Origin of the sequence: Streptomyces sp. SID5643 (assembly GCF_009872555.1) — a bacterium.
Classification (GTDB): Bacteria; Actinomycetota; Actinomycetes; order Streptomycetales; family Streptomycetaceae; genus Streptomyces; species Streptomyces iakyrus.
Window position 1 is genome coordinate 1 of the sequence record NZ_WWIC01000030.1, and the last position, 23451, is coordinate 23451.

The 23451-nt window shown below is 71.9% G+C and carries 26 protein-coding genes; 10 read left to right on the forward strand and 16 right to left on the reverse strand.

The window, feature by feature from the left end:
* Positions 1–106: 106 nt before the first annotated feature.
* From GTY56_RS03095 to fabG, 5 genes are all read right to left on the reverse strand, one after another.
* The gene (locus tag GTY56_RS03095; RefSeq protein ID WP_161362217.1) at positions 107–607 is read right to left on the reverse strand and encodes a hypothetical protein; all 501 of its coding nucleotides are present in this window, start codon (positions 605–607) and stop codon (positions 107–109) included.
* Between the two features lie 126 nt (positions 608–733).
* Positions 734–1417 (reverse strand): uracil-DNA glycosylase, encoded by a 684-nt coding sequence (locus GTY56_RS03100; protein WP_161362219.1) that lies wholly within the window; start codon positions 1415–1417, stop codon positions 734–736.
* Between the two features lie 91 nt (positions 1418–1508).
* Positions 1509–3095 carry an ABC transporter substrate-binding protein gene (locus GTY56_RS03105; RefSeq protein WP_161362222.1) on the reverse strand — a complete coding sequence of 529 codons (1587 nt, stop codon included), beginning with the start codon at positions 3093–3095 and terminating at the stop codon, positions 1509–1511.
* A gap of 219 nt (positions 3096–3314) precedes the next feature.
* Complete coding sequence (locus GTY56_RS03110) at positions 3315–4073, reverse strand: SDR family oxidoreductase (protein ID WP_161362225.1); 759 nt, start codon at positions 4071–4073, stop codon at positions 3315–3317.
* 12 nt (positions 4074–4085) lie between these two features.
* Positions 4086–4847: a 3-oxoacyl-ACP reductase FabG gene (gene fabG / locus GTY56_RS03115; protein ID WP_031143260.1), complete on the reverse strand. Its 762-nt coding sequence runs from the start codon at positions 4845–4847 to the stop codon at positions 4086–4088.
* A gap of 230 nt (positions 4848–5077) precedes the next feature.
* On the opposite strand from fabG, the gene GTY56_RS03120 reads away from it, so the two are divergent.
* Positions 5078–5599: an excalibur calcium-binding protein gene (locus GTY56_RS03120; RefSeq protein ID WP_161362228.1), complete on the forward strand. Its 522-nt coding sequence runs from the start codon at positions 5078–5080 to the stop codon at positions 5597–5599.
* Positions 5600–5618: 19 nt separating this feature from the next.
* Here the strand turns inward: GTY56_RS03120 and GTY56_RS03125 are convergent, their stop codons facing one another.
* On the reverse strand, positions 5619–6032 hold the full coding sequence (locus tag GTY56_RS03125) for a DUF3037 domain-containing protein (RefSeq protein ID WP_161362230.1): 414 nt from the start codon (positions 6030–6032) through the stop codon (positions 5619–5621).
* Positions 6029–6784 (reverse strand): HipA family kinase, encoded by a 756-nt coding sequence (locus GTY56_RS03130; protein ID WP_161362232.1) that lies wholly within the window; start codon positions 6782–6784, stop codon positions 6029–6031. Before GTY56_RS03130 ends, GTY56_RS03125 begins: the two co-directional genes overlap by 4 nt.
* Positions 6785–6981: 197 nt before the next feature.
* On the opposite strand from GTY56_RS03130, the gene GTY56_RS03135 reads away from it, so the two are divergent.
* On the forward strand, positions 6982–7461 hold the full coding sequence (locus GTY56_RS03135; RefSeq protein WP_161362234.1) for a Rieske (2Fe-2S) protein: 480 nt from the start codon (positions 6982–6984) through the stop codon (positions 7459–7461).
* 1 nt (position 7462) lies between these two features.
* Here the strand turns inward: GTY56_RS03135 and GTY56_RS03140 are convergent, their stop codons facing one another.
* On the reverse strand, positions 7463–8098 hold the full coding sequence (locus GTY56_RS03140) for an isochorismatase family protein (RefSeq protein ID WP_161362236.1): 636 nt from the start codon (positions 8096–8098) through the stop codon (positions 7463–7465).
* Between the two features lie 132 nt (positions 8099–8230).
* On the opposite strand from GTY56_RS03140, the gene GTY56_RS03145 reads away from it, so the two are divergent.
* Positions 8231–8701 (forward strand): pyridoxamine 5'-phosphate oxidase family protein, encoded by a 471-nt coding sequence (locus tag GTY56_RS03145; RefSeq protein ID WP_161362238.1) that lies wholly within the window; start codon positions 8231–8233, stop codon positions 8699–8701.
* 51 nt (positions 8702–8752) lie between these two features.
* On the opposite strand, the gene GTY56_RS03150 is transcribed toward GTY56_RS03145, so the two are convergent.
* The gene (locus tag GTY56_RS03150; RefSeq protein ID WP_161362241.1) at positions 8753–9655 is read right to left on the reverse strand and encodes a LysR family transcriptional regulator; all 903 of its coding nucleotides are present in this window, start codon (positions 9653–9655) and stop codon (positions 8753–8755) included.
* A 75-nt stretch (positions 9656–9730) separates the two neighbouring features.
* Here GTY56_RS03150 and GTY56_RS03155 point away from each other — a divergent pair, with 75 nt between their 5' ends.
* Complete coding sequence (locus tag GTY56_RS03155; protein WP_161362243.1) at positions 9731–10684, forward strand: DMT family transporter; 954 nt, start codon at positions 9731–9733, stop codon at positions 10682–10684.
* A 414-nt stretch (positions 10685–11098) separates the two neighbouring features.
* On the opposite strand, the gene GTY56_RS03160 is transcribed toward GTY56_RS03155, so the two are convergent.
* On the reverse strand, positions 11099–12430 hold the full coding sequence (locus GTY56_RS03160; protein WP_161362245.1) for an aminotransferase class I/II-fold pyridoxal phosphate-dependent enzyme: 1332 nt from the start codon (positions 12428–12430) through the stop codon (positions 11099–11101).
* A gap of 35 nt (positions 12431–12465) precedes the next feature.
* Between GTY56_RS03160 and GTY56_RS03165 the strand changes: the two genes are divergently transcribed.
* Positions 12466–13152: a pyridoxamine 5'-phosphate oxidase family protein gene (locus GTY56_RS03165; protein ID WP_161362248.1), complete on the forward strand. Its 687-nt coding sequence runs from the start codon at positions 12466–12468 to the stop codon at positions 13150–13152.
* Positions 13152–13784 (forward strand): FMN-binding negative transcriptional regulator, encoded by a 633-nt coding sequence (locus tag GTY56_RS03170; RefSeq protein WP_161362250.1) that lies wholly within the window; start codon positions 13152–13154, stop codon positions 13782–13784. The genes GTY56_RS03165 and GTY56_RS03170 overlap by 1 nt, the downstream gene beginning before the upstream one ends.
* A 129-nt stretch (positions 13785–13913) precedes the next feature.
* Here GTY56_RS03170 and GTY56_RS03175 read toward each other — a convergent pair whose 3' ends face one another.
* From GTY56_RS03175 to GTY56_RS03185, 3 genes are all read right to left on the reverse strand, one after another.
* Positions 13914–14864: an EamA family transporter gene (locus GTY56_RS03175; RefSeq protein WP_161362253.1), complete on the reverse strand. Its 951-nt coding sequence runs from the start codon at positions 14862–14864 to the stop codon at positions 13914–13916.
* Between the two features lie 229 nt (positions 14865–15093).
* On the reverse strand, positions 15094–16098 hold the full coding sequence (locus tag GTY56_RS03180) for an EamA family transporter (RefSeq protein ID WP_161362255.1): 1005 nt from the start codon (positions 16096–16098) through the stop codon (positions 15094–15096).
* 178 nt (positions 16099–16276) lie between these two features.
* Positions 16277–16825, reverse strand: a complete 549-nt coding sequence (locus GTY56_RS03185; protein ID WP_524540070.1) for a Clp protease N-terminal domain-containing protein — start codon at positions 16823–16825, stop codon at positions 16277–16279.
* A gap of 223 nt (positions 16826–17048) precedes the next feature.
* Here GTY56_RS03185 and GTY56_RS03190 point away from each other — a divergent pair, with 223 nt between their 5' ends.
* Positions 17049–17477, forward strand: a complete 429-nt coding sequence (locus GTY56_RS03190) for a type II toxin-antitoxin system Rv0910 family toxin (protein ID WP_161362260.1) — start codon at positions 17049–17051, stop codon at positions 17475–17477.
* A 65-nt stretch (positions 17478–17542) separates the two neighbouring features.
* On the opposite strand, the gene GTY56_RS03195 is transcribed toward GTY56_RS03190, so the two are convergent.
* A complete protein-coding gene (locus GTY56_RS03195; protein ID WP_161362263.1) occupies positions 17543–18145 on the reverse strand; it encodes a PadR family transcriptional regulator in 603 nt (200 codons plus the stop codon).
* A 165-nt stretch (positions 18146–18310) separates the two neighbouring features.
* On the opposite strand from GTY56_RS03195, the gene GTY56_RS03200 reads away from it, so the two are divergent.
* Entirely contained in the window at positions 18311–19129 is an 819-nt protein-coding gene (locus tag GTY56_RS03200; RefSeq protein ID WP_161362266.1) for a PhzF family protein, read from the forward strand.
* A gap of 51 nt (positions 19130–19180) precedes the next feature.
* On the opposite strand, the gene GTY56_RS03205 is transcribed toward GTY56_RS03200, so the two are convergent.
* Together GTY56_RS03205 and GTY56_RS03210 are read right to left on the reverse strand one after the other, a co-directional pair.
* The gene (locus GTY56_RS03205) at positions 19181–19981 is read right to left on the reverse strand and encodes a CPBP family glutamic-type intramembrane protease (protein WP_161362269.1); all 801 of its coding nucleotides are present in this window, start codon (positions 19979–19981) and stop codon (positions 19181–19183) included.
* Between the two features lie 69 nt (positions 19982–20050).
* Positions 20051–21568, reverse strand: a complete 1518-nt coding sequence (locus GTY56_RS03210) for a glutamate-cysteine ligase family protein (RefSeq protein ID WP_161362271.1) — start codon at positions 21566–21568, stop codon at positions 20051–20053.
* A gap of 545 nt (positions 21569–22113) precedes the next feature.
* Here GTY56_RS03210 and GTY56_RS03215 point away from each other — a divergent pair.
* Positions 22114–22698, forward strand: a complete 585-nt coding sequence (locus GTY56_RS03215) for a hypothetical protein (RefSeq protein ID WP_161362274.1) — start codon at positions 22114–22116, stop codon at positions 22696–22698.
* Positions 22699–23180: 482 nt separating this feature from the next.
* A complete protein-coding gene (locus tag GTY56_RS03220) occupies positions 23181–23384 on the forward strand; it encodes a DUF5999 family protein (protein ID WP_033307435.1) in 204 nt (67 codons plus the stop codon).
* The last annotated feature ends 67 nt before the right edge of the window (positions 23385–23451 follow it).

A 23451-nucleotide genomic window follows, 5' to 3' on the forward strand; every position in this document is an offset into this window, starting at 1 on the left:
GGCGCGTCGGGCTCGCCGGCAAGGTCGCCTCAAGGCCGCCGCCGCAGCAGGCCGCCAGGGCGGTCGCGCCAAGCCCTCAGCACCGCGGAGCGTCACCGCGGTCGCCTCAGGGCCGTTGCCGTGGCGGCGTCCAGGAGTCCGCGCCGCCCTCCCCCAGCCGGGACTCCAGCCGGGCGATGGCCGCCCACACGCCCTCGCCGTAGCTGTCGTCGGCGAGGACGGCGGCGGCTTCCCGGGCCCACCGCAGGTGGGTGCGGGCGGCGTCGCGGCGGCCGAGCCCGAGGTAGTCGTCCGCCAGGTTCAGGTGCAGGGAGGGGTAGATGGCGATCACCTCGGCCACCGCGACGGCCTCCTCCCTGGCCTCCTCTGCCGCCGTCAGGGCACGCAGGTCCCAGGCCAGTTCGTCCGCCGGGTCGTCCTGGGTGTCGGCCAGGTAGTGGGCGAGGGTGCAGCGGTGGAGCGGGTCGCCGTGCTCGCCGATCTCCGCCCACAGGCCGAGGTAGCGGTGCCGGGCCTCCTCCCGGTCCCCGGCGTGGTGCAGCATGACGACCTGCCCGATCCGCGTCAGCACGGCATCGGGCGCCGCCTGCTCCTGTCGCTCCGCCACGACGCCCTCCGCGCACTCGCCGGCTGTTCCCGCCGACGCTAACCGCAGGCAAGGGCGATCCGGCTCAGGCGGCTCCGGACGCCGCCGGACCCGGCGCGGCGCGGCGCGGCCGTCGGGCGGGGTGCGTCAGCCCAGGTTCGGGATCGTCCAGTCGATCGGCGTGTGCCCCTGGGCCGCCACCGCCTCGTTGATCTGCGTGAAGGGTTGCGAGCCGAAGAACTTCTTCGCGGACAGGGGCGAGGGGTGCGCGCCCTTGATCACGACGTGCCGGGACTCGTCGATCAGGGGGAGCTTCTTCTGCGCGTAGTTCCCCCACAGCACGAAGACCGCCGGGTCGGGGCGCTCGGCCACGGCCCGGATCACGGCGTCGGTGAACTTCTCCCAGCCCCGGCCCTTGTGCGAGTTGGCCTCGCCGCCACGGACCGTGAGCACCGCGTTGAGCAGCAGCACGCCCTGCTCGGCCCACGGCATGAGGTAGCCGTTGTCCGGGATCGGCGTGCCCAGCTCCTGGTGCATCTCCTTGTAGATGTTGCGCAGGGACGGCGGGATCCGCACCCCCGGCCGGACCGAGAAGCACAGCCCGTGCCCCTGCCCCTCGCCGTGGTACGGGTCCTGACCGAGGATCAGGACCTTGACCCCCTCGTACGGCGTGGCGTCCAGCGCCGCGAAGACCTCCTCGCGCGGCGGATGGACGGGACCCTTCGCCCGCTCCTCCTCGACGAACTCCATCAGCTCCTTGAACCAGGGCTGCTGCAGCTCGTCACCCAGAACCCCGCGCCAGGACTCGGGCAGCATGGCGATGTCGGTCACGTCAACGTCCTCACGGTGTGCGGTCACTTCAGGCCACAGAACCTACAGGCGACCACTGACACCGTGCCCCGCGAGAGCCCGAAGCCGCCCGCTACCAGGCGGTCTTGCGGTGCAGCTCCCACAACATCATGATCGTCGACGGGTCCAGGGCCCGCTCGGCGCCCGAGACGTCCCGGCTGGCCGCCACGTACTGCCGGCCCTGCCACAGCGGCAGCAGCCTCGCGTCGTCCACGAGGATCCGCTGGGCCTCCTCGAACTCCTTCTCCACACTCGCGCGGTCGCTCTCGCGGCGCGACCTGGGCAGCAGATCGCCGGTGATCTCGGGGGCCGGGTAGGGCGTGCCGAGGGCGTTCTGGTCGCCGACGAACGGCGCGATGAAGTTCTCGGCGTCCGGGAAGTCGGGGAACCAGCCGCGCCCGAACACGGGGTACTCGCCCTTCTGGTAGCCCTCGACGTAGGTCTTCCAGGGGCGGCTCTTCAGGCTGATCGTGAACAGGCCGGAGTCCTCCAGCTGGCGCTCCAGCTCCTTGAACTCCCCGGCCGTCTCCGAGCCGTAGCGGTCGCTCGTGTACCAGAAGGTGAGGGGGACGCGCTGGTTGATGCCCGCCTCGTTGAGGATCTTGCGGGCCTTGTCCACGTCGGGGTCGCCGTAGTCGTCGAAGAACCCCGTGGTGTGGCCCGTGAGGCCCTTGGGGACCATGGAGTACAGCGGGTCGACGGTGTCCTTGTAGACCTTGTGGGCGATCGCCGCCCGGTCGACGACCTGCGCGATGGCCTGGCGCACGGCCTTCTTGTTCGCCCAGGAGTCCTTCGGGTTGAACACCAGGTAGTTGATGTCGGTGCCCGTACCCTCGACGAGCTGGATCTCCTCGTCCTTGGAGGACTTGCTCTGGAGGTCGACGACGTCTCCGGCGGCCAGGCCGCGGTAGGTCACGTCGATGTCCTTGTCCCGCAGCGCCTTCACCATGGCGCCGGAGTCCTGGAAGTAGCGGACGGTCACCGCGTCGTTCCGGCGCTCCGCGAAGCCCGTGTAGGAGTCGTTGCGGACGAGGACGGCCTCCTTGCCCTCGGCGTACGAGTCGAGGGTGTACGGCCCGGAGCCGACCACGCCGTCGCCCTCGCGCAGCCTGTCCCGCGGATAGGCCTCCGGGGACACGATGGACATCGCGGGGGTGGCGAGCACGAACGGGAAGGTCGCGTCCGGCTTGTTGAGGTGGAAGATCACCTCACGGTCGTTCGGCGCCTGGACCCGCTCCAGGCTGCCCAGCAGACCGGCGGGGCCGCCGTTGACCTTGATCTTGCGGATCCGGTCGAACGAATACTTCACGGCCTGGGCGTCGAGCGCGTCGCCGTTGGAGAACTTCAGGCCCTCGCGCAGCTCGCAGCGGTAGACCTGGTTCGAGGAGTCGCTGAAGCCGCACTGCTCGGCGGCGTCCGGCTGGGGCGTGCTCGCGCCCGTCGGATAGCTCAGCAGCGTCTGGTAGATGTTGCGGAACAGCTCCCAGGAGCTGTCCCACGACGCGGCAGGGTCGAGCGTGCTGGGTGAGCTGGTGGTGCCCACGACGATCGGCCCTTCGTCCTCCGGGGTGTCGGACGACAGCACGCCGCACCCGGCGAGCAGGGACGATATGGACGCGATGGCCGCCACCTGCCACAGGCACCGGTTCCGCTTGAACACGCGCACGCTCCTCGATCTGCCATACCAAGGGTCGGCAGACCATACCGCAGTGCCGCGCCCCCTGACCCTCCCCGTCCATGACCGCGTGATCGATAAACCTTTGACGACGTTGTCATCGTCCTTTGCCGTGCCTTTACGCCGGCACGGGCGCCGTCGAAGTCGACGGACGCCCGTGCCGGTGCTCGGCTCCGGTCCGCGTCAGCCGGTCCCTGCGTCGAGTCAGCCGGTCCCGGCGTTGAGGAAGATGCCGCCGTCCACCACGAGCGTCTGGCCGGTGACCCAGTCGGACTGCTCGGAGGTGAGGAACGCGGCGGCACCGCCGATGTCGGAGGGCACGCCCAGCCGGCCCAGCGGGTAGGCCGCGGCGGCCTCCTCCTCCCGGCCCTCGTACAGGGCCTGGGCGAACTTGGTCTTCACGACGGCCGGGGCGATCGCGTTGACCCGGACCTTGGGTGCGAACTCGTGCGCGAGCTGAACCGTCAGGTTGATCATCGCGGCCTTGCTGACTCCGTACGCGCCGATGAAGGGCGAGGGCGACAGACCCGCGACGGAGGCGATGTTGACGATCGCACCGCCGTTGTCCTTCTGCCAGGCGTGCCAGGTGCGCTGGGCGAAGCCCAGGGCCGAGACGACGTTGGTCTCGAACACCTTGCGGGCGACGTTCAGGTCGAGGTCGGCGATCGGCCCGAACACCGGGTTCGTCCCCGCGTTGTTGACCAGGTAGTCGACGCGGCCGAAGGCCTCCATCGTGCGCTCGACGGCGACGGCCTGGTGGGCCTCGTCGTGCGCCTTGCCCGCCACGTAGACCGCGCGGTCGGCGCCGAGCCGCTCGACGGCCTCCTTGAGGGCGTCCTCGTTGCGGCCGGTGATGCACACGCGGTCACCGCGCGCGACGAGGGCCTCGGCGACGCCGTAGCCGATGCCGCGGCTGGCGCCCGTGACGAGGGCGACCTTGCCGGAGAGTTCCACGGAAGTCATGTTCTTCGTCCCTTAGTCGAGCGGTCCGCCGGCCACGTACAGCACCTGGCCGGAGACGAACCCGGCCGCCTCGCCGGTGAAGAAGGCGATGGCGTTGGCGATGTCCTCCGGCTCACCGACCCGGGCCACCGGGATCTGGGTGGCGGCGGCGGCCTTGAAGTCCTCGAAGCCCATGCCGACGCGGTCGGCGGTGGCCTTGGTCATCTCGGTGGCGATGAAGCCGGGGGCGACGGAGTTGGCGGTGACGCCGAACTTGCCGAGCTCCTTGGCGAGGGTCTTGGTGAAGCCCTGCAGGCCCGCCTTGGCGGCCGAGTAGTTCACCTGGCCGCGGTTGCCGAGCGCGGACGACGACGACAGGTTGACGATCCGGCCGAAGCCCGCGTCCACCATGTGCTTCTGGCAGGCCTTGGACATCAGGAAGGCGCCGCGCAGGTGCACGTTCATGACGGTGTCCCAGTCGGAGACGCTCATCTTGAACAGCAGGTTGTCGCGCAGCACGCCGGCGTTGTTGACCAGGATCGTCGGCGCGCCGAGCTCCTCGGCGATCCGGGCGACGGCCGCCTCGACCTGCGCCTCGTCCGAGACGTCGCATCCGACCGCGAGGGCCTTGCCGCCCGCGGCGGTGATCTTCTCGACGGTGTCCTTGCAGGCCGCCTCGTCGAGGTCGAGCACGGCGACCGCGCGGCCCTCGGCGGCCAGTCGTACGGCGGTGGCGGCACCGATGCCGCGCGCGGCACCGGTCACGACGGCGACCCGCTGCTCAGTGGTGGACATGACTGCTACTCCTCAGGTGAGCGACCGCTTAGTACCTTCAGTGGGTGTGACGCTAGAAGCCCTGGCACGCGGTGTCAACGGCCGGAGGCGGCATGTGATCCATCACCCGGGCCCACCCTGCCCGACGGCACCGTCCGGGACACCCGATCGGCCTACGGACACGCGCCGCCGCACCGCTCGGCGCCTAGCGTCAAAGCGCGAGCCATCCGTGACCGGAAGGGAGGCGCTCCATGCGCCGTCGCACCGGTGCCATCGGCACGCTGTTCGCGATCGCCGCGATCGTGCCGCCGGCCGACGCCGCTCATGCCCGGCAGGACCTGGACTGCCGTGATTTCGCCTTCCAGGAGGACGCGCAGGCCGCCTTCGAGGCGGAACCGGGCGACCCCCACCGACTCGACGAGGACCCGGGGCCGGACGACGGCATCGCGTGCGAGGCGTTGCCCCGCGTGGGCTCGGGCGTCATCTCCCCACTCCGGCCGTCCGCCTCCGCGAGCCCTTCCCCGTCCCCGAGCCCGTCCGTCAGCCCTTCGGGCTCCGCGAGCCCGTCCGTCAGCCCTTCCGGGTCCCCGAGCCCGTCCGGGTCCGGCACCACGGCGCCCGCGACCACCGCCCCTTCCCGCGGGGTGCGGGGCGGGGCCGGGGGTGCGGTGGCCTGGGGGCCGAGCGACTGGGAGACGGGGATCGGCCTGACCTTCGCGGCGGGTGCCGTCCTCGCGGCCGGCTGCCTGGTGAGGCGCCGCCGCCGGCACTGACGGACCGGCCCGGTGTCCGTCACCGCACCAGCAGGTCCAGCAACCGCTCGGTCTCCGCCGCCGGGTCCGTGGTCAGGCCGGTGTGCACGGGGCCCGGCTGGACGATCGTGGAGCGGGGGGCGACGAGCCAGCGGAAACGGCGGCCCGGGTCGTCCGACGCCGCCTGGCCGGCCGCTGAGCCGCCCGCGCAGAGGCTTTCGACCGCGCTCAGGGCGGCTCGGACCCCGGCCACGTCGGCCCGGGGATCCAGGGCCAGCAGGCGGGTCTCGTCGAGGTGGGTACGGGCACCGACGTACGCCTCGGCACGGCAGTAGACGAGGATCCCGGCGTTGACGCACTCGCCGCGTTCGATGCGCGGGACGACGCGCAGGACGGCGTACTCGTAGACGTGGCGGTTCCGCGGTCCGCCCTTGATGATGTGCCGGTCGTTCACTTCAGCCCCTGGATGCGGTCGTGGATGGCGGCGGCCCGGGCGAGCAGCGGGCGCGCGTAGGCCTGCCTCAGGTCGTCCGGCGCGGCGAAGCCGGGTTCGTCCGTGAGCCAGGCGTCGGGGATCTGTGCGGTGACGTCGGCGAGGAGTTCCTCCGTGACCAGGGGCGCCAACTCGGCCGCGGCGGAGGCGACATCGGGCGCGAAGGACGCCAACGCGTGGTCGGAGGCGTCGTACGGGCGGGCCGCGGAGGCGTCCACGCCGGGCCAGTTGTGGTGCCAGATCATCGTCGCGCCGTGGTCGACGAGCCACAGCTCGCCCCGCCACCTCAGCAGGTTCGGATTGCGCCAGGACCGGTCGACGTTGTTGATCAGCGCGTCGAACCAGACCACCCGGCCTGCCTCCTCGGGGCTCACCGGGAACGCGAGCGGGTCGAACCCGAGCGCGCCGGAGAGGAAGTCCATGCCGAGGTTGGTGCCGCCGCTGGACCTCAGCAGGCTCTGCACCTGCTCGTCCGGTTCGCCAAGACCGAGCTCCGGGTCGAGCTCGACGGTGACCAGGCGCGGCATCCGCAGTCCGAGCCGGCGGGCGAGTTCGCCGCAGACGACCTCGGCGACCAGGGTCTTGCGGCCCTGTCCCGCACCGGTGAACTTCAGGACGTAGGTGCCGGAGTCGTCGGCCTCGACCAGGCCCGGCAGCGAACCGCCCTCGCGCAGCGGCGCGATGAAACGGGTCGCGATCACTTCCTTGAGCATCGTCCCAGGTTACTGACGTGTGCGGCGGTCCCGGCGACGGCCTCGCGGCACCGGGCCGGAACCCGACAGCCAACCGACAGCTCCGCTTTACCCGTGTCCTTCCGTGAACGGGCCAGGATTTCGGCAGGGTCTGAACAGCCGGTCCGCAAGGGCCGTACCTCTCCGCAGATCACGAAACCCCCGGAAGGAACGTCAGCATGACCAGCGAATCAGTTCAGCCGATGTCGGGACCGAGCCGCCGCACCGTCGTGGCGGCGGTTGGCGCGGCGGGGCTCTCCGTGGCGCTGACGGCGTGCGGGTCGGACGACAAGGCGTCCGACCCGTCCACCGAACAGGGCGGCGGCGCGACGAACGACGGGGGCGGCTCGTCCGCCGGAGCGGGAGCCGGTGGTGCGGCGCTCGCGAAGACCACCGACATCCCCGAGGGCGGCGGCAAGATCTTCAAGGACGAGAAGGTGGTGGTCTCGCAGCCGGCCGCGGGCGACTACAAGGCCTTCTCGACGATCTGCACCCACCAGAACTGTCCGATGGTGGACCTCAAGGACGACGTCATCTCCTGCGCCTGCCACGGCAGTCAGTTCTCCGTCCTCGACGGCAGCGTGAAGAAGGGCCCCGCGGTCAAGCCGCTGGAGGCGAAGAAGGTGACGGTGAACGGCGACTCCATCACGCTCGCCTGATTCAGCCCGATCGCTCCAGGCACGCCAGTACCTCGTCCGTGGTCGCGACCGTGGCGACCAACGCGAGGGTGTGGCGGATCATCGCGGGGGTGTAGTCGGAAGGCACCCCCGCGATGGCGTCCGCCGGGACGACGACGGTGTAGCCACGGTTCACGGCGTCGAACACCGCATTGGGCACGGCCACGTTGGCCGAGACCCCGGTGACGATCAGCGTGCGGCAGCCGAGGTTGCGCAGCAGCGGGTCGACGTCGGTGCCCGTCAGGGGTGACAGCCCGTGCAGCCGCCGTACGACGAGGTCCTCTTCGGCGGCCTCGATCGGGGCCGCCACCCGCACCGCCGGGGTGCCGGCCACCTGCTGGACGGGCAGGCGTGCCGCGGCGCGGAAGAGCCGGGCGTTGCGGCTGGCCCCGCGGCCGTCGGGGCGCCGCTCGGCGACGGCGTGCACGACCTGGACGCCCCCTGCGTGGGCGGCCGCCACCAGACGGGCGACGTTGGCGAGGGCACCGCCGGCGCGTGCCTCTTCGGCGAGTTCGGGCAGGGCGCTGTCCGCCCCGACCACGCCCTCCTGGCACTCGACGGTGAGCAGCACGGTGGTGCCCGGGTCGAGGAGTTCGCTGAGCGCTTCGTACGAGGGCACGGTTCCCCCTGTCACCGGCGGCTGGGCGGGCGAGCGTAACCACCATTGCGCACGGACGGAAGAGAACCCATCCTTTTCTGACGTGATGTCAGAGGATCTCCTCTGGCACGACGTGGGAGAAAGAGGGGGAGCATGACTGTGACGCAGCAGCGCAGAGGCCGGAAGATCATGATGACGCCGGGCGAGCTGGACGACTTCCTGACCACCCAGCGCACCTGCCGGGTCGCCACGGTGTCGGTCGGCGGCGCACCGCACGTGAGCACGCTGTGGTTCGCCTGGGACGGCACGTCGATGTGGCTGTACTCGGTCGTGCGCAGCAAGCGCTGGACCGATCTGCGGCGCGACCCGCGGGTGGCGATCGTGGTCGACACCGGCGAGGAGTACGACGAGCTGCGCGGCGCCGAGCTGTCCGGCACGGTCGAGTTCGTGGGCGAGATACCGCGCACGGGTGAGCTGCGCGCCGAACTCGACGTCCCTGAGACGCTGTTCGCGCGGAAGAACTTCGGCCTGGAGGAGATGCCGCACGACGGCCGGCACGCCTGGATCCGGCTGACGCCGGAGAAGATCGTCTCTTGGGACTTCCGCAAACTGTCCGGGCAGTAGCCGCTCCCCCGAACCGCCGGCCGAGGGCCGGGCAGCGGCCGTCCCGGAACGTCAGCCGACGCTCTCCCCCGCCGCCCGCAGGGCCTGCACCGCCGCCCGGATCGACGGGCGGCGGTCCGCGTCCGCGCGCCAGACGACGTACACGTGCCGCCGGACGCGCTGCCTGAGGGGCACGGTCACAACCCCTGCGGGCACGGGACGGCGTCCGAGCACGGGGGCGATGCACACCCCGAGCCCTGCGGCGACCAGCGCCAGCTGGGTGTGGTTCTCGGCGGCGCGGTGGCCGACGATCGGCTCGACGCCCTTGGAGCGCAGGGTGAACATCAGCCACTCGTGGCAGAACTCGCCCTCGCCCCAGGTGATCCATTCGTCGTCGGCGAACTCGGCGAGGTCCACCTCCTCGCGCGCCGCGTGCCGGTGGGCCACCGGCACGGCGACCTCGGCCGGGTCGTCCAGGATGGAGGCCTTGACCAGCCCGTCGGGCAGCGCCATCGGCTTGTTGTACCAGTCGAGCACCACTGCGAGGTCGAGGTCACCGCGCACGACTCCGGCGATGCCGAGCTCCGGTTCGAGCTCGCAGGAACGCAGCCGGAGCGCGGGGTGCTGCTCGCGCAGCGCGGCCAGCGCGTGGGGGAACAGCCCCCGCGCGGCCGTCGGGAACGCCGACAGTCTGAGCTCGCCCACGACCTGCCCGCGCTGTGCCTCCAGGTCCGACTGGGCGAGTTCGACCTGGGACAGGATGCGTGCGGCGTGCTCGGCGAGCAGCCGGCCCGCGTCGGTGAGCCGCACGCCCCGCCCGTTCTTGGCGAGGAGCTGCTGCCCGACCTCGCGCTCCAGCTTGGAGAGCTGCTGCGAGACGGCGGACGTGGTGATGTGCAGCCCCTCGGCCGCGCCGCTGACCGAGCCGTGCCGGGCGAGGGCATCGAGGGTACGCAGGCGCTCCAGATTCAACATGTAAGCAATGCTACGCAGTATCGGGTGCGAAATCTCGATTGTGCTAAGAGGTTCCGTGGCCCCATCGTGGCTGCCATGAGCACCGTCACCACACCGACCGGCCGGCTCGCCGGCGCCCCGTCCGCACCGGCCCGCCGCCGCCTCGACTGGCGCCTCCGGTTCGCCGCCCTGTCCCTGATCTGGGGCTTCAGCTTCCTCCTCATCAAGGTGGGCACCGGGGCCTACGCGCCGTTCCAGGTGACGCTCGGCCGGCTGCTGTTCGGCACGGCGGTGCTGGCCGCCGCGATGGCGGTGCGCCGTGAGCGGCTGCCCCGCGGAATTCGGGTCTGGGGGCATCTGACGGTCGCCGCGTTCCTGCTCAACGCCCTGCCGTTCTCGCTGTTCGCGTACGCCGAGCTGACCATCCCGTCCACGCTGGCGGGCATCTGCAACGCGACCTCGCCGCTGTGGGGCATGGCGCTGTCGCTGGTCGCCCTGTCGGAGGACCGCCCGACCCGGGTGCGGGTCGCCGGGCTCGGCCTCGGCTTCCTCGGGGTGCTCACGGTACTGGGCGCGTGGCAGGGCTTCCACGGCCTGGACGGCACCGGGACGGCCCTGGCCCTGCTCGGCTCCCTCAGCTACCCGATCGGCTGGATCTACGTCCGCCGCACGCTGGCCGGAACCGGCGACTCCCACCTGTCGATGACCGGAGCCCAGCTGCTGCTCGCGACGGTCCAACTGGCGGTGGTCACCCCGCTGTTCACGACCCTGCCCACCCGCCTGTCCGTCGGGCCGCTGCTGGCGATCGCCGCCCTGGGCGCCCTGGGCACAGGGCTGGCGGTGCTCCTCCAGTACGGCCTGGTCGCCGAGGTCGGCCCGACGACCGCCCAGATGGTCACGTACTTCATCCCGGTCATCGCCACAGCCGCGGGCGTGGCCCTCCTCGGCGAGGCGCTCACGTGGTCGACCCCGGTCGGTGCGGCGATCGTCCTGACGGGAGCCGCACTCACCCAGATCCGCCCGAGGCCCCACCGGCCATCCCGGCCGTAGCCGGGCAGGGGCTCGACGCCAGGGCGGCGTCCCGGCCGTGGCCGCGCGCGGCCCCGCAGACCCCGATGGAGTCTCCGCGCCCCAACTCCAGGGAGACGTCACCTCCGCAGGGCCCAACGGCCGGGCCGCGCGTCCCAGCCCCAGCCGTGGCCTCACGGGCGGAGGGCCTACTCCGCGCCCCCGTCGCCCCTCGCGAACCCGGAAGCCCCGGCCCGGATCTCCAGCTCCAGCTCCAGCCCCAAGGGGACACGGCACCCGCGGCCACGGCCGGCGCCTCGGTCACGCCACCGCGGGGGCCGGCGCCACGGCCGTAGCTGCGCGCAGGTCCGGGGGCCGGGAGCCGCAACCCAGTCGTAGTTCCGCACCATGGCCCGCGATCCAGCCCCGCCGCCGCCGTGGGCCTGAGCCCCTGTCTCAGTCGTAGCTGCGCGCCGGAGCGGGACCGACCGCCGACGTGATCGCGTCGGCCAGCGTCTCGATCTCGCCTCCGGCGAGCGTCGAGACGGTGACCCGGATGCCGGGCGGGGCGGCCAGCCGGAAACGGGCTCCGGGGGCCACGGCCCAGCCGGCGTGCAGCAGCCGGGCGACGGCGCCGGTCTCGTCCGGCACCGGCACCCACACGTTCATGCCGCTGCGCCCGTGCGCCACGACTCCGCGCCGTTCGAGCGCGTTGATCAGCGCGTCCCGCCGCCTCCCGTACGACGCCGCCACCTCGGCCGTGTCCACCACATCGTCGGCCCACAGCCGCACCAGGGCCCGCTGCATCAGCCGGCTGACCCAGCCCGGTCCGAGCCGGTGCCGGCCAAGGACCCGGTCCACGGTGAGGGCGTCGCCGGTGAGGAGGGCGAGACGCAGATCGGGGCCGTAGGCCTTGGCCGCCGAGCGGACGAACGCCCAGTGCCGGGTGACTCCGGCCAACGGGTGCAGCGGCAGGTCGACGATGCCGTGTCCGTGATCGTCCTCGATCAGCAGGACCTCCGGGTGCTCCCGGAGCACGGCCCGCAGGACACGCGCGCGCGGCGCGCTCATCGCCGCGCCGGTCGGGTTCTGCGCCCGGTCCGTCACGATCAGGGCGCGTGCCCCGGCCTCCAGCGCCCGGCGCACATCCTCCGCGCGCGGCCCCTCGTCGTCGACCCCCACCGGGACGGTCCGCAGTCCGAGCGCCGGCACGAGATCGAGGGTGCGGCCCCAGCCGGGGTCCTCCACGGCGACGGTGTCGCCGGGCTTGAGGTGGGCCGCCAGCACCCGTTCGACGCCGTCCAGCGCCCCGGAGACCACGGCGACCGGCCCCTCCGGCACCCCGTCGGCGTCGAGGCCGGCCCGCGCGAGGCGGGCCAGCTCCGGTTCCACGGCGGTGTCCCCGTAGAGCACGGGCGCCCGGTCGCCCTCGGCGGCCGCCGCCGCGAAGGCGCCCGCGAGCGGCGGCAGCAGCGCCGGGTCCGGATTGCCCTGTGCGACGTCCCGCACGCCCTCGGGGACGTCCACCCTGATGTGCTCCCGCCCGGTCGTCGCCGGCGCGGGCCGCACCCGGCTGCCCCGCCGGCCTGCGGTCTCGATGACCCCGCGCTCGCGCAGGGTCCGGTACGCGGCCGCGACCGTGTTGGGATTCACCCCCAGCCGTTCCGCCAACTCCCGCATAGGAGGCAGCAGTTGGCCCGGCGGCAGCTCACCGGCTCCCACCGCGCGCTCGATGCTCGCGGAAATGTCCGCTGCACGACGCCCACTGATCCGATACTCTCCTAGCACAAAGACAATTATGCACTAGTGCAATGGAGAGCGCCATGCAGGGGACCGCGCAGACGCCGTCGCAGCCCGAGACCGGCTACACCCCGACCGACCGCACCGTCCCCACCCGCTCCCCGGACCGGGCCGCGTACGACAAGGACCTGGTGCACGCGATACTCGACGAGGCCTACGTCTGCCACCTCGGTTTCGTCCGCGACGGCGCGCCGGTCGTACTGCCCACGCTGTACGCCCGGGTCGGCGAGCGGCTGTACGTGCACGGTTCGACGGGCTCGCGCCCGTTGCGGGCGGCCGGTCAGTCCAGCCCGGGCCTTGAGGTCTGCCTGACGGTCACGCACGTCGACGGTCTGGTCCTCGCCCGCTCGGCCTTCCACCACTCGATCAACTACCGCTCGGTCGTGGTGCACGGCGTCGCCCACGACGTGACGGACCCCGCCGAGAAGCGGCAGGCCCTGGACGCGCTGGTCGACCACGTCGTGCCCGGCCGCTCCGCCGACTCGCGCCCCGCCAACAAGAAGGAACTCGCCGCGACCGCCGTGATCCGCCTGGACCTGGACGAGGTCTCGGCGAAGCTGCGCACCGGCGGCGTGAACGACGAACCGGAGGACCTCGCCCTCCCCCACTGGGCCGGCGTCGTCCCGGTGCGGCGCGCCTACGGCACCCCGGTCTCCGACCCCGGCCTGGCCCCCGGCACCGAACTGCCCGGCTACCTCGGGGCCCTGTGATGCTGGTCCACCCCTGGGACGCGCCCCGCGACGACGCCGAGTGGCAACAGTGGCTGGCCGGTCACGACTTCGGCCAGCTCGCCGTCAACGGCCTGCCCGGCGAACCGCCCCACGTCCAGCCCCTGCACTTCGCCTACGACGCCGAGGGCCGCGAGATCGTCACCCATCTCGCCCGCCCGAATCCGCTCTGGCCCGCACTGGAGGCCGACCCGGAGGTCCTGCTGAGCGTGGTCGACGACTACGTGTTCGTACCCGGACCCTGGCAGGCCGCCCCGGACGTCCCGCCCGGGCACGGCACCCCGACGAGCTTCTACACGGCCGTACAGCTCCGCTGCCGTGCCCATGTGGTGGACGACCCGGCGGAGAAGGCAGCACTGCTCAACCGCCAGGTCGACCACTTCCAGCCCCGGGGCGGCTCCGCACGGGCTGCGGCGGGTGAGGCCCCGTACGGCAGGATGCTGGCCGGCATTCGCGTCCTGCGTCTCGAAGTGACGGACGTACGGGCGAAGTTCAAGTACGCGAACCACAAGCCGGCCGAAGTCCGGGACCGGATCGCCGCGGGCCTCGCGGCCCGCGGCGGCCCGGGTGACGCAAGGGCTCGCGACCACCTCCTGCGCAGGCAGCAGGCCTAGGCGGCGACCCCGCGCCCCACGGCGGCCAACACCTCACACGGCCGCCACCATCTCACCGCCTCACACGGCCCTCACTGCCTCACACCGCTGCCGCCGCTGCCACCGCCTCACACGACGACCGTCACAGCCTCACCCGACCGTCACCGGCTCCTCGCGCGTCCGGACCCCTCGCGCCTCCGCCACCGCGAGGCCCGCCACCGAGCCCAGCATCAGCAGGATCCCGGCCAGCGTCGCCGCCGTGAGGTGCTCACCGAGCAGGACGACGGCGAGCACCGCCGCACTCACCGGTTCGAGCAGCATGATCACCGAGACGGTGGCGGACCGCACGACGGCCGCGCCCGCGAAGTAGAGGCCGTAGGCCAGCGCGGTGGGGACGGCGGCGACGTAGCCCAGCAGGAGCAGGAGCCGGCCGGGCTCCTCGCTGTGCGGCAGCAGTCCCTCCGCCAGGGCGAACGGCAGCAGGCACAGGCTCGTGACGGCGAAGGCCCCGACGGTCGTCCGCGTGGCGTCGGTCCCGCCGTCGCGGCCCCACCGGCGGGTGAGCAGGGTCATGGCGCTGTACCCGGCTGCGGACAGCAGTGCGAGCAGCACCCCCACCGGGCGTACGGTCGTGCCCTGTCCCCCGAGGACGAGGACGGCCAGCCCGGCGAGGGCACCCGTGACGGCGACGGCTCCGCCCCGGCCCAGCCGCTCGGCCAGGGTCAGCCGGGCGCCGAGCGCGATGAGGACGGGCCCGGCGCCCAGGGTAATGACGGTGGCCACGGCGAGTCCGGTGGCCGAGACGGCCGCGAAGTACGCGGTCTGGAAAACGGCGAGCCCGACCCCGGTGACCCCGGCCCGCAGCGCCCGGCGGCCCAGCGGTTCACGCACGGGAGTTCCGGCGCGGGGCCGCAGCAGGCGGACGGCGAGCAGCAGCACGAGACCGGCGGCGCAGCGCCAGAAGGAAAGGGCGACGGGCCCCATGTCACTGGCCCGGTAGACCAGGGAGGCGGCCGCGCCGGCGGTGCCCCAGGCGACACCGGCGACGATCAGATAGAGAAGGCCTCGCCCGACGGGCAGGCCGAAGGCAGTGTTCGACACGCGTTCTCTCCGCAGACGCGCACGGCACACCGCACGCGACAAGCGGCGGCGGGTGCGCGGAAGTTCGGGAAGAACCCCGGATCGGTCGGGATCGGGGGTTCACGGACTTCGTCTGCGGGCAGCACCGTTCTGCGCAGCGGCGGCGAATCGCCGGGCGCGGTGTCCGGAGGGCCCGCCTCAGGCGGCCGGAGGCGGAAGAACGAGTGCGTTCGAAGGCATGATCGACACCCTAGGCGCTGGTTCCGCGCCGGGACAATTCCCTTTCCGGGCCGCCGCTCGCCACCGGCTTCGCGGACCCCTTCGAGGGCGTCGAGGACTGCGCGATGAACGCACCCGCCAGCACGATCGCCCCGCCGGCGATCTGCGGTGCCGAGAGGTGCTCGCCGAGCAGGACCCAGGCCAGGACGGTGGCGATGACCGCTTCGAGACAGGCCACGACCCCCGCGACCTGCGGGGAGAGCCGGCGCACGGACACCACACCGGTGACGTAGGCGACGACGGTTGCGACGAGGACGATCCACGCGAGCAGGACGACGGCGGCGACGGGCCTGCCGTCCATGCTCGCGGTGCCCTGGAGCACCGGCCAGTCCATGGTCCAGGGCCGGGCGACGACGGTCAGCACGGCGGCGCCGACGAGCAGCCCATATGCGATGACGCCCAGCGGGTCGGGGGCCTCCTCCCCTGCGTCGCTGCCCTGGTCGGACAGGACGAAGTAGCCGACCTGGCAGCAGGCCGCGCCGAGCGCGAGCAGCAGTCCCAGGGCGTCGAAACCGAGGCCCGACCACACCTCGACGACGCAGGCGAGCCCGCCGACCGCGAGCACGACACCGACGGCCGCGGCTCGCGTCACGGGTCGTTTCTGCACGAACCGCACCCAGCCGAGCACGAGCGCGGGCGCCAGGTACTCGATGAGCAGCGCGACCCCGACGGGGATGCGGGAGAGCGCCGCGAAGTAACAGGCCTGGACACCGGCGACGGCGAGCAGCCCGAACCCGGCGAGCAGCCCGGGGCGCCGCCGCAGCAGCGCGCGGTGGCGCACGGCGAGCGGCAGCATGGCCACGGCAGCTCCCGTCACGCGCAGCCACACCACATGCAGCGGGTCCAGGCCTGCCTCGATCAGCGGCTTGGCCGCGACGCCGGATCCGCCGAAGGCCACCGCGGACAGGAGCGCGAGGCCGAGCCCCACACCTCTGCCGCGTCCGCTCACGCTGCTGTCAGAGGTACGCACCGGCACATGATGGCAGGCCGCGACAGGAGCGTCACCCCCTATGGCACCTGTCTCACTGCCTGGACGCGGCGGACCGTCCCTCGGGGCGTGACTGCCGAACAGAGGGTGACCGCTCGCTCAGCGGGTGGCTGCCGATCGGAGGACGGCTACGCCCCAGAGGACGGCCACGAGGGGCGGCTGGGGCTCAGAGGGCGGGTTCGCCGCACTCCCCGGTGAGGCCGGGCCGGTCGTCGAGTCGGGCGAACACCTCGCGCGGGTCGATGCCGGCCCGTTCGAGCACCTCGACCGCACGCGCCTGCGGGTCGGCGAGGATCGCCGCGAGCAGGTCGGTGCCGCGGGCCGGTCCGCCGCGTCCGGCGGCGCGTTCGCAGGCGTACTCCATGCACCCGGCGGCGAGCGGGGAGAAGCCCGCCGTCTCCGTCACCACGGGGACGGCGCCGGAGTCCTCGACGCCGCTCTGCCAGCGCAGGCCGTAGCCGATGCTGCGCTGGACGAGATAGCCGAGCAGCCGGGCGATCTGCGGTCCCTCACCGAAGACGGCACGCGCCTCGGGGTCGGACTCCAGCAGAGAGTGGAGCAGATGGGCGGTGTCGATCTGCCGGTCCCCGTCCCGGACGGCCCGGCGCCGGGCACCGCCGACCACCGACGCCAGCTCGTCACTGAGCCTGGCATCGTTGTCCACGCGCTGAATGCCGTGCTCATGGGCCGACTGCCGGGGGATGAGGGGTTGCACATCCTCTACCCCATCAGTCCCGCGGACCAGGGTCATCCCCGGCGGGAAGCATTTTCGCGTCCAACGGGAAGTGGACCTCAGCGAGCGGAATCTCCTCCTTACGGAGGAGATCAGGCAGATTCAGGCGGAGCCTCCGCACGACTGACGGTTCGTCAGTATTGAACATTGTGGCCGCCGCGGCTACGTTCCGCGACAACCAGCCCCGACACGAAGAGGTGGTCGCATGGCCGAAGTCAGCGCGGAGGCACGCATCGGGGCACCGGCCGAGAAAGTATGGGCGAGGCTCACGGACTGGTCCGCCTACGGCGAGTGGAACGCGACCCACACGAGCTTCCCGGCGGGCGGCCCGGACCCCCTGGAGGTGGGCGCGACGTTCCAGGAGAACATGCGGCTCATGAACTTCCCGGCCGAGGTGGCGTGGACCGTCGAGGCACTGGAACCGGCACGGGTGCTCGCAATCCGCGGCAAGGGCCCGATGGCCGTGACCGTGGCGACGCGCTACACCCTCACACCCGAAGGCGACGCCACGAAGGTCCGCATCGACGGCGAGTTCACGGGCGCGACGGTGTCCCTGATGGCCGGCAAGCTGAAGGACTCGGCCACGGCGGCCCTGCACGAGTCACTGCGCAAGCTGGACGGCCTGGTGACCTGACCCCGGCGCCGGGCATGCGGAAGCGCCCCCGGAACGGACCGGGGGCGCCTGTCCCGCGACGCAGGTCAGTCCTCGTCGGCGAGGATGAGATACAGCTTCTTACGGGCCTCGTTGATGACGCCCAGTGCCTTCTCCCGCTGCTCCTTGCTGCCCGTCTTCCAGACCTGGCCGAAGGCCTCCATCAGACCGAAGCCGGCCTGGCGGATCTCGCCCAGGGCCTCCCAGTCGACTCCGCGCGAGGCCTCCTCCCAGGGCGCCTCGGGCCCCTCCTCGGCGGCCTCACGGCCCGCTTCGGTGAGCGAGAACAGCTTCTTGCCGCCCTCGGACGCGCTGGCGATCAGCCCCTCGTCCTCCAGCAGCTGGAGGGTCGGGTACACCGAGCCGGGGCTGGGCTTCCACGCCCCGCCGCTGCGCTCGGCGATCTCCTGGATCATCTCGTAGCCGTGCATCGGCCGGTCCTTGAGCAGGGCCAGGATCGAGGCGCGCACGTCGCCGCGCCGCGCCCTCCCCCTCGGCCCCCCGCGCCCTCGTCCGCCCCAGGGGCCGGGACCGAAGCCCGGTCCACCGGGCCCGAACGGACCGAAGGCCGCACGCAACCCCTCGAAGCCGCCCCGATCGTGATGCGGGCCGCCGTGTCCATGTCCACGCTCGAATCCGTGGGTACGCATCGCAACCACTCTCCATTCCATCGTTGATCTGTCGCGATGCCTCAACGATATATCGGTAGTGCTCGCTCGGCAAGGACCTCTCCTGCGACGCCGGACGGCGGAATCGGTCCAGCGCCCGTGAATTGGCCGTGGCCTGCGGCTTCGCCGGGGCCCTAGCGTCGGGGCATGCGGATCCGAATCGTCGACGCCTTCACCGATCGCCCCTTCTCCGGCAACCCGGCCGGGGTCCTGCTCCTGACCGGCGCGCACGCCTTCCCGGACGACACCTGGCTGCAGAACGTGGCCCTGGAGGTCAACCACGCCGAGACGGCCTTCGCCCACCCGCTGCCCGAGGGCGCCGAAGCCGACTGGGCCCTGCGCTGGTTCACCCCGGCCACCGAGGTCGCGATGTGCGGGCACGCGACCCTCGCCACCGCCCACGTGCTGCACACGACCGGCACCCACGAGGGCCCGGTACGGTTCGCCACCCGTAGCGGCCTCCTCGTCGCCACCCCCGGCGGGGACGGCTCCGTGACACTGGACTTCCCGACGGCCCCGCTGACCCGCGTCGACCCGCCCGGCGGCCTGGCCGCCGCGCTGGGCACCGACCCGCTCACGGTCCTCGACACCGGCCCGAACGTGGGCGACCTGCTCGTCGAGGTCGCCGACGAGAAGACGGTGCACGGACTCCTCCCCGACCTGAAGGCCCTCGCCGCCCACTCCGAGCGCGGCGTCATCGCCACCGCCCTGGCCGAGGACCCCGCCCGTGGCTACGACTTCGTCTCGCGCTGTTTCTTCCCGAACGTCGGCATCGACGAGGACCCGGTGACCGGCAGTGCCCACACCGCCCTCGCCCCGTTCTGGTCAGGGCGCCTGGGCCGCGCCGGCCTCACCGGACTCCAGGCCTCCCCGCGCTCCGGCCGCGTCCGAACGGAGCTGCGCGGCGACCGCACCCTGCTGACCGGCAGCGCGGTCACCGTCATCGAGGGCGACCTGCTGGCCTGAGCGACGGAAAGGGGGCGTACGACGGTGCCGTACGCCCCCTTTCGCAGCGCGTCACGCCGTGGGCAGCCAGCCCACCTTGCCCGCCAGCAGCGCGTATCCGACGAACGCCCCGATGTCGAGCAGCGAGTGGGCGACCACGAGCGGGCCGACCCGCCCCCAACGCCGGTAGAGGCAGACGAAGACGACGCCCATGACCATGTTCCCGATGAAGCCGCCGATGCCCTGGTAGAGGTGGTACGAGCCGCGCAGCACGGCGCTGCCGGCCAGTGCGGCGGTCGGGGACCAGCCCAGCCGATCCAGGCGCCGTAGCAGGTAGCCGACGACGATCACCTCTTCCAGCACCGCGTTCTGGATCGCCGCGAGGATCAGCACGGGGTACTTCCACCACACGGCCGGCAGCGCCTCGGGCACCACGGTGAGGTTGAAGCCGAGCCCCCGTGCCGCGAGGTAGAAGGCGATGCCGGTGCTGCCGATGACCGCCGCGATCGCCGCCCCGCGGCCGAGGTCGAACCACGGCCGGGTGCGGTCGAAGCCGATCGTGCGCAGGCTCGCGCCCTCGCGCAGCAGGAAGTGCGCGACGAGCGCGACGGGGACGAGCGCCGTGGTGATGCCGAAGAGCTGCCAGGCGAGGTCGAGCCAGGGCCGGCCGGGCGCGGCCGAGGCGTTCATCGTGGCGGCCTGGTCCTTGAGGCCGCCCGGCTTGGTGACCGACCCGATGAAGCTGATCAGCGCGGACACTCCGCTCGCGCCCAGCGAGAGCGCGAGGACCAGCAGCGTCTCGTTGCGGAGCATCCGCCGTGAGAGCCCCTGCTCGGGAATGGAACCGCCCACCGGGCTCGCCTCCGCCTGCACACCTGCCTCCACTTCACCGACGTGTCGGATCAGTATGGCCGCAGGGGGAGGCCGGCCCGACGGCGGCGGTCAGTCCGGGGTCACCGGCTCCGGCACTCCCACCGGCCAGGTGTGGACCGGGTCGCCCTTGTGCATCAGCTCGCGGTACCGCCGGGTCGTGGCGGCCAGCGCGTCGTCCCGGGAGAGGCCCGCGTCCAGTGCCTTGTGGAAGGTGGCGGACTGCCAGCTCGCCCCGTTCACCCTGCGCCGGCACCGCTCCTCGATCACGCCCAGGTACAGATCACGGTCGGCCGGCTCGACTCCCCAGGCGTCCAGTCCGGCCTCGGCGAGCGGCAGCAGTTCGTCGCGGATCAGGCTCACGGCGTCGACCTGGGTGGTACCGCTGTAGCGGCCGCGCCGGGGCCAGGTGAAGCGGGCGTCGATGCCGTCCTTGCACGCGGCGTCGAAGTTGGCGGCGGCCGCCTCGAACGGCAGCCGCGTCCAGACCGGCCGGGACTCCTCGGCGAGGGCCCGGACGACGCCGTAGAAGAAGGCCGCGTTGGCGATGACGTCGATGACCGTGGGCCCGGCCGGCAGCACGCGGTTCTCCACGCGCAGGTGCGGGACGCCGTCGGCGATGCCGTAGACCGGGCGGTTCCAGCGGTAGATCGTGCCGTTGTGCAGGACGAGTTCGGCGAGCGACGGCGTACCGCCCCGGTCGAGCACCTTCAGCGGGTCCTCGTCGTCGCAGATCGGCAGCAGGGCCGGGTAGTAGCGCAGGTTCTCCTCGAAGAGGTCGTACGCCGAGGTGACCCAGCGCTCCCCGAACCAGGTGCGCGGCCGGACGCCCTGGGCCTGGAGCTCGGGCGGACGGGTGTCGGTGGACTGCTGGAACAGCGGGGGCCGCGATTCGCGCCACAGTTCCCGGCCGAAGAGGAAGGGCGAGTTGGCGCCGACGGCGATCTGCGCGGCGGCGACCGCCTGGGCCGCGTTCCACACGTCGGAGAAGCGGGCCGGGGTCACCTGGAGGTGCAGTTGCACGGAGGTGCAGGCGGCCTCCGGCGCGATGGACTTCGAGGTGCAGCTCAGGTGCTCCACACCTTCGATGTCGAGCGTGAACTCCTCGCCGCGGGCGGCCACGATCTGGTCGTTGAGGAGGGTGTACCGGTCGACGTCGGAGAGGTTCGACGACACCAGGTCGTCACGGTCGAGAGTCGGCAGAATACCGATCATCACAATACCCGCGTCGACCTCGCCGGCTTTCCGGTCGGCATATGCCAGTGACGTACGGAGTTCTTCCGCGAGGCGGTCGAATACCCGGCCCCCCAGACGATGTGGGGGAATGTTGACTTCCAGATTGAACATGGCGAGTTCTGTTTGGAAATCACGGCTCGCGATGCGTTCGAGGACTTGCCCGTTCAACATTTTCGGCATGCCGTCGGCGCCCGCCAGATTCAGCTCGATCTCCAGCCCCATGAGGTTCCTGGGGCGATCGAACCGCTTCTCCGCCAGGAGTCGCTCCAAGCCCGTCAGGCACTGACGCAGCTTGTCGCGGTAGCGCTGGCGATCGGACAGGTCGAACCGGCCTGCCGCGACCTTCTCCCCCATCGGACGTCCTTCCTCGGTGTTGCGGGCCAGGATCCAGGGCCGCCGGGCTCCCGGTCAGGTGGAGGATGCCCAGCGAAAGCGATCGATAACGTCCCGGGCGTACCCGTCGGCCGTTACGCTGGTCACGAGTGACCGGTGGCACATTCACTCGGCATGACGCACGGGACAGGTTTCGGGACCCCAGGAACTCGTGAAAAACGCCGACGAGAATGGGCCGACCGGTTCGCGGACATTCGCCGAGGTCACCGCAGTGCACCCCCACCTGAAATCAGGATGAATCTCGCGTATCGCCGACCGAATGTACCCTTGTTCTACTCACCGGAAACGGCTAGACGAAACACAGTCTGAACCCGTGTCGTATAAACTCCGCGAACAAGGCAGAAGGTTGGCGCCCACGGTCGATGGGTTTGCCGTCGAGGCGACGCGGACCCCACCCCCTCTCGTTCTCATGACCCCGGCCCCTGCCTCTCTGACCCTCGTGAGCTGACAGCGCCGTCCGCCCCCGCCCTCGCGCCACCGTGCCTTTGAATGAGAGGCGACCCACCATGCCGCTGCATGTCCCTCCGGCTCCCGCGCCCGCACTCCGTTCCGTCCTCACCGCGCTCTCCTCTCCCACCGCGGTCCGCGAAGCCCGCACTCCCTCCCTGCTGGGCACCCAGGGACCCGCCACACCCGAGCTCCCCCTGCCCGTGCACGTCCTCGACCATGTGACGGCCGAGGGCGTGTCCGCGACCCGGCTGGCCGGGTGGCGCTTCCTGATCCGCTGCGGTGACCACGCCGTGGCCGCGGCGGAGACCATGCTGACTCCCGACGGCTGGGCCTTCTCTCACTTCTTCGAGGGTCCGTACATCACCTCCACCGAGCGCGCCCTGCGCCAGGCGGAGACGATGCCGCAGCCGTACCAGCCCCGCCTGCTGTCGGTGCCCGGCCTGTACATGCTGACCCTCTGGCTGCACGAGGACTGCACCGCGGACGGCGCCGCCGGCCATCCCGCCGCCACCGACCTGCTCGTGCCGCTGGCACCCGCGCCTCCCGGCATCGCGGCCCATCGCCCGCACCGCGTCGCCGAACTCCTCCCGGTACTGACCCACCGGGTCACTCCCACCAGACTCCTCGGCTCACCCGCCTGAAGCGCCGCACACCCCCTCGCACCCCGTCGCCGATTTCCGGCGGCGGGGTCATTCGTTTCGGTTGTTTCCCTTCCCGCCGCCACGCGCCCGACCGGCTGCCCGCTTTCCGCTCACACGAACACACTCCCGCTCACACGATCACTTTCCCGTTCACGCGATCGCTCGTACGAGCGTCGAATGGCTCGTACGAGCCGGAATAGCCGCCCGCCCGAGCGGACTAGCCCCATTCGGCCACTGCGAACCACCCGAAGGGACAGTGCAGTTGGGATGAACCGTCCGCGCGGGTGATGCGTCATCAACCTGTGAGAAGCGGTGCCGCGAAATCCCTGCGGATTTACGCCCGTGGGGCAACACTGGGTTCCGACGACTTATCACAACGGGGGGCGGCCATGAACGACACTTCTAGCCGCGGAACAGACATGACAGCCGACGCAGCCAACTCAGTCACATCGTCCATCTCGACCCAGCGAAAGATCCCACCCATGTGCCAGCACCAGACCCAGTGCCCCTCAGCAGAATCCGCCGACCGGGAATCCGCCCGTCTCGTGGCGCACCACCCGGAGCAGGGATGGAGCCTGCTGTGCAACGGCGTGGTGCTCTTCGAGGACACCGGCGAGCTCCTGCCGGACGGCCGGGCCATCGCCCCGCACCGTCCGCTGGCCGGCCAGGTGATGACGGCCGCCTGAGGCCGCTCGGCGGGGCGACGCCCCGCCGGCACACATGAGGGGCCGGCCGCAGGACACCCTGCGAACC

Coding starts and splice junctions, on each gene's coding strand:
- GTY56_RS03110 (WP_161362225.1), bottom strand. CDS start 4,073: ATGACTTCCGTGGAACTCTCCGGCAAGGTCGCCCTCGTCACGGGCGCC.
- fabG (WP_031143260.1), bottom strand. CDS start 4,847: ATGTCCACCACTGAGCAGCGGGTCGCCGTCGTGACCGGTGCCGCGCGC.
- GTY56_RS03120 (WP_161362228.1), top strand. CDS start 5,078: ATGCGCCGTCGCACCGGTGCCATCGGCACGCTGTTCGCGATCGCCGCG.
- GTY56_RS03130 (WP_161362232.1), bottom strand. CDS start 6,784: ATGCTCAAGGAAGTGATCGCGACCCGTTTCATCGCGCCGCTGCGCGAG.
- GTY56_RS03135 (WP_161362234.1), top strand. CDS start 6,982: ATGACCAGCGAATCAGTTCAGCCGATGTCGGGACCGAGCCGCCGCACC.
- GTY56_RS03145 (WP_161362238.1), top strand. CDS start 8,231: ATGACTGTGACGCAGCAGCGCAGAGGCCGGAAGATCATGATGACGCCG.
- GTY56_RS03150 (WP_161362241.1), bottom strand. CDS start 9,655: ATGTTGAATCTGGAGCGCCTGCGTACCCTCGATGCCCTCGCCCGGCAC.
- GTY56_RS03155 (WP_161362243.1), top strand. CDS start 9,731: ATGAGCACCGTCACCACACCGACCGGCCGGCTCGCCGGCGCCCCGTCC.
- GTY56_RS03165 (WP_161362248.1), top strand. CDS start 12,466: ATGCAGGGGACCGCGCAGACGCCGTCGCAGCCCGAGACCGGCTACACC.
- GTY56_RS03170 (WP_161362250.1), top strand. CDS start 13,152: ATGCTGGTCCACCCCTGGGACGCGCCCCGCGACGACGCCGAGTGGCAA.
- GTY56_RS03190 (WP_161362260.1), top strand. CDS start 17,049: ATGGCCGAAGTCAGCGCGGAGGCACGCATCGGGGCACCGGCCGAGAAA.
- GTY56_RS03195 (WP_161362263.1), bottom strand. CDS start 18,145: ATGCGTACCCACGGATTCGAGCGTGGACATGGACACGGCGGCCCGCAT.
- GTY56_RS03200 (WP_161362266.1), top strand. CDS start 18,311: ATGCGGATCCGAATCGTCGACGCCTTCACCGATCGCCCCTTCTCCGGC.
- GTY56_RS03210 (WP_161362271.1), bottom strand. CDS start 21,568: ATGGGGGAGAAGGTCGCGGCAGGCCGGTTCGACCTGTCCGATCGCCAG.
- GTY56_RS03215 (WP_161362274.1), top strand. CDS start 22,114: ATGCCGCTGCATGTCCCTCCGGCTCCCGCGCCCGCACTCCGTTCCGTC.
- GTY56_RS03220 (WP_033307435.1), top strand. CDS start 23,181: ATGTGCCAGCACCAGACCCAGTGCCCCTCAGCAGAATCCGCCGACCGG.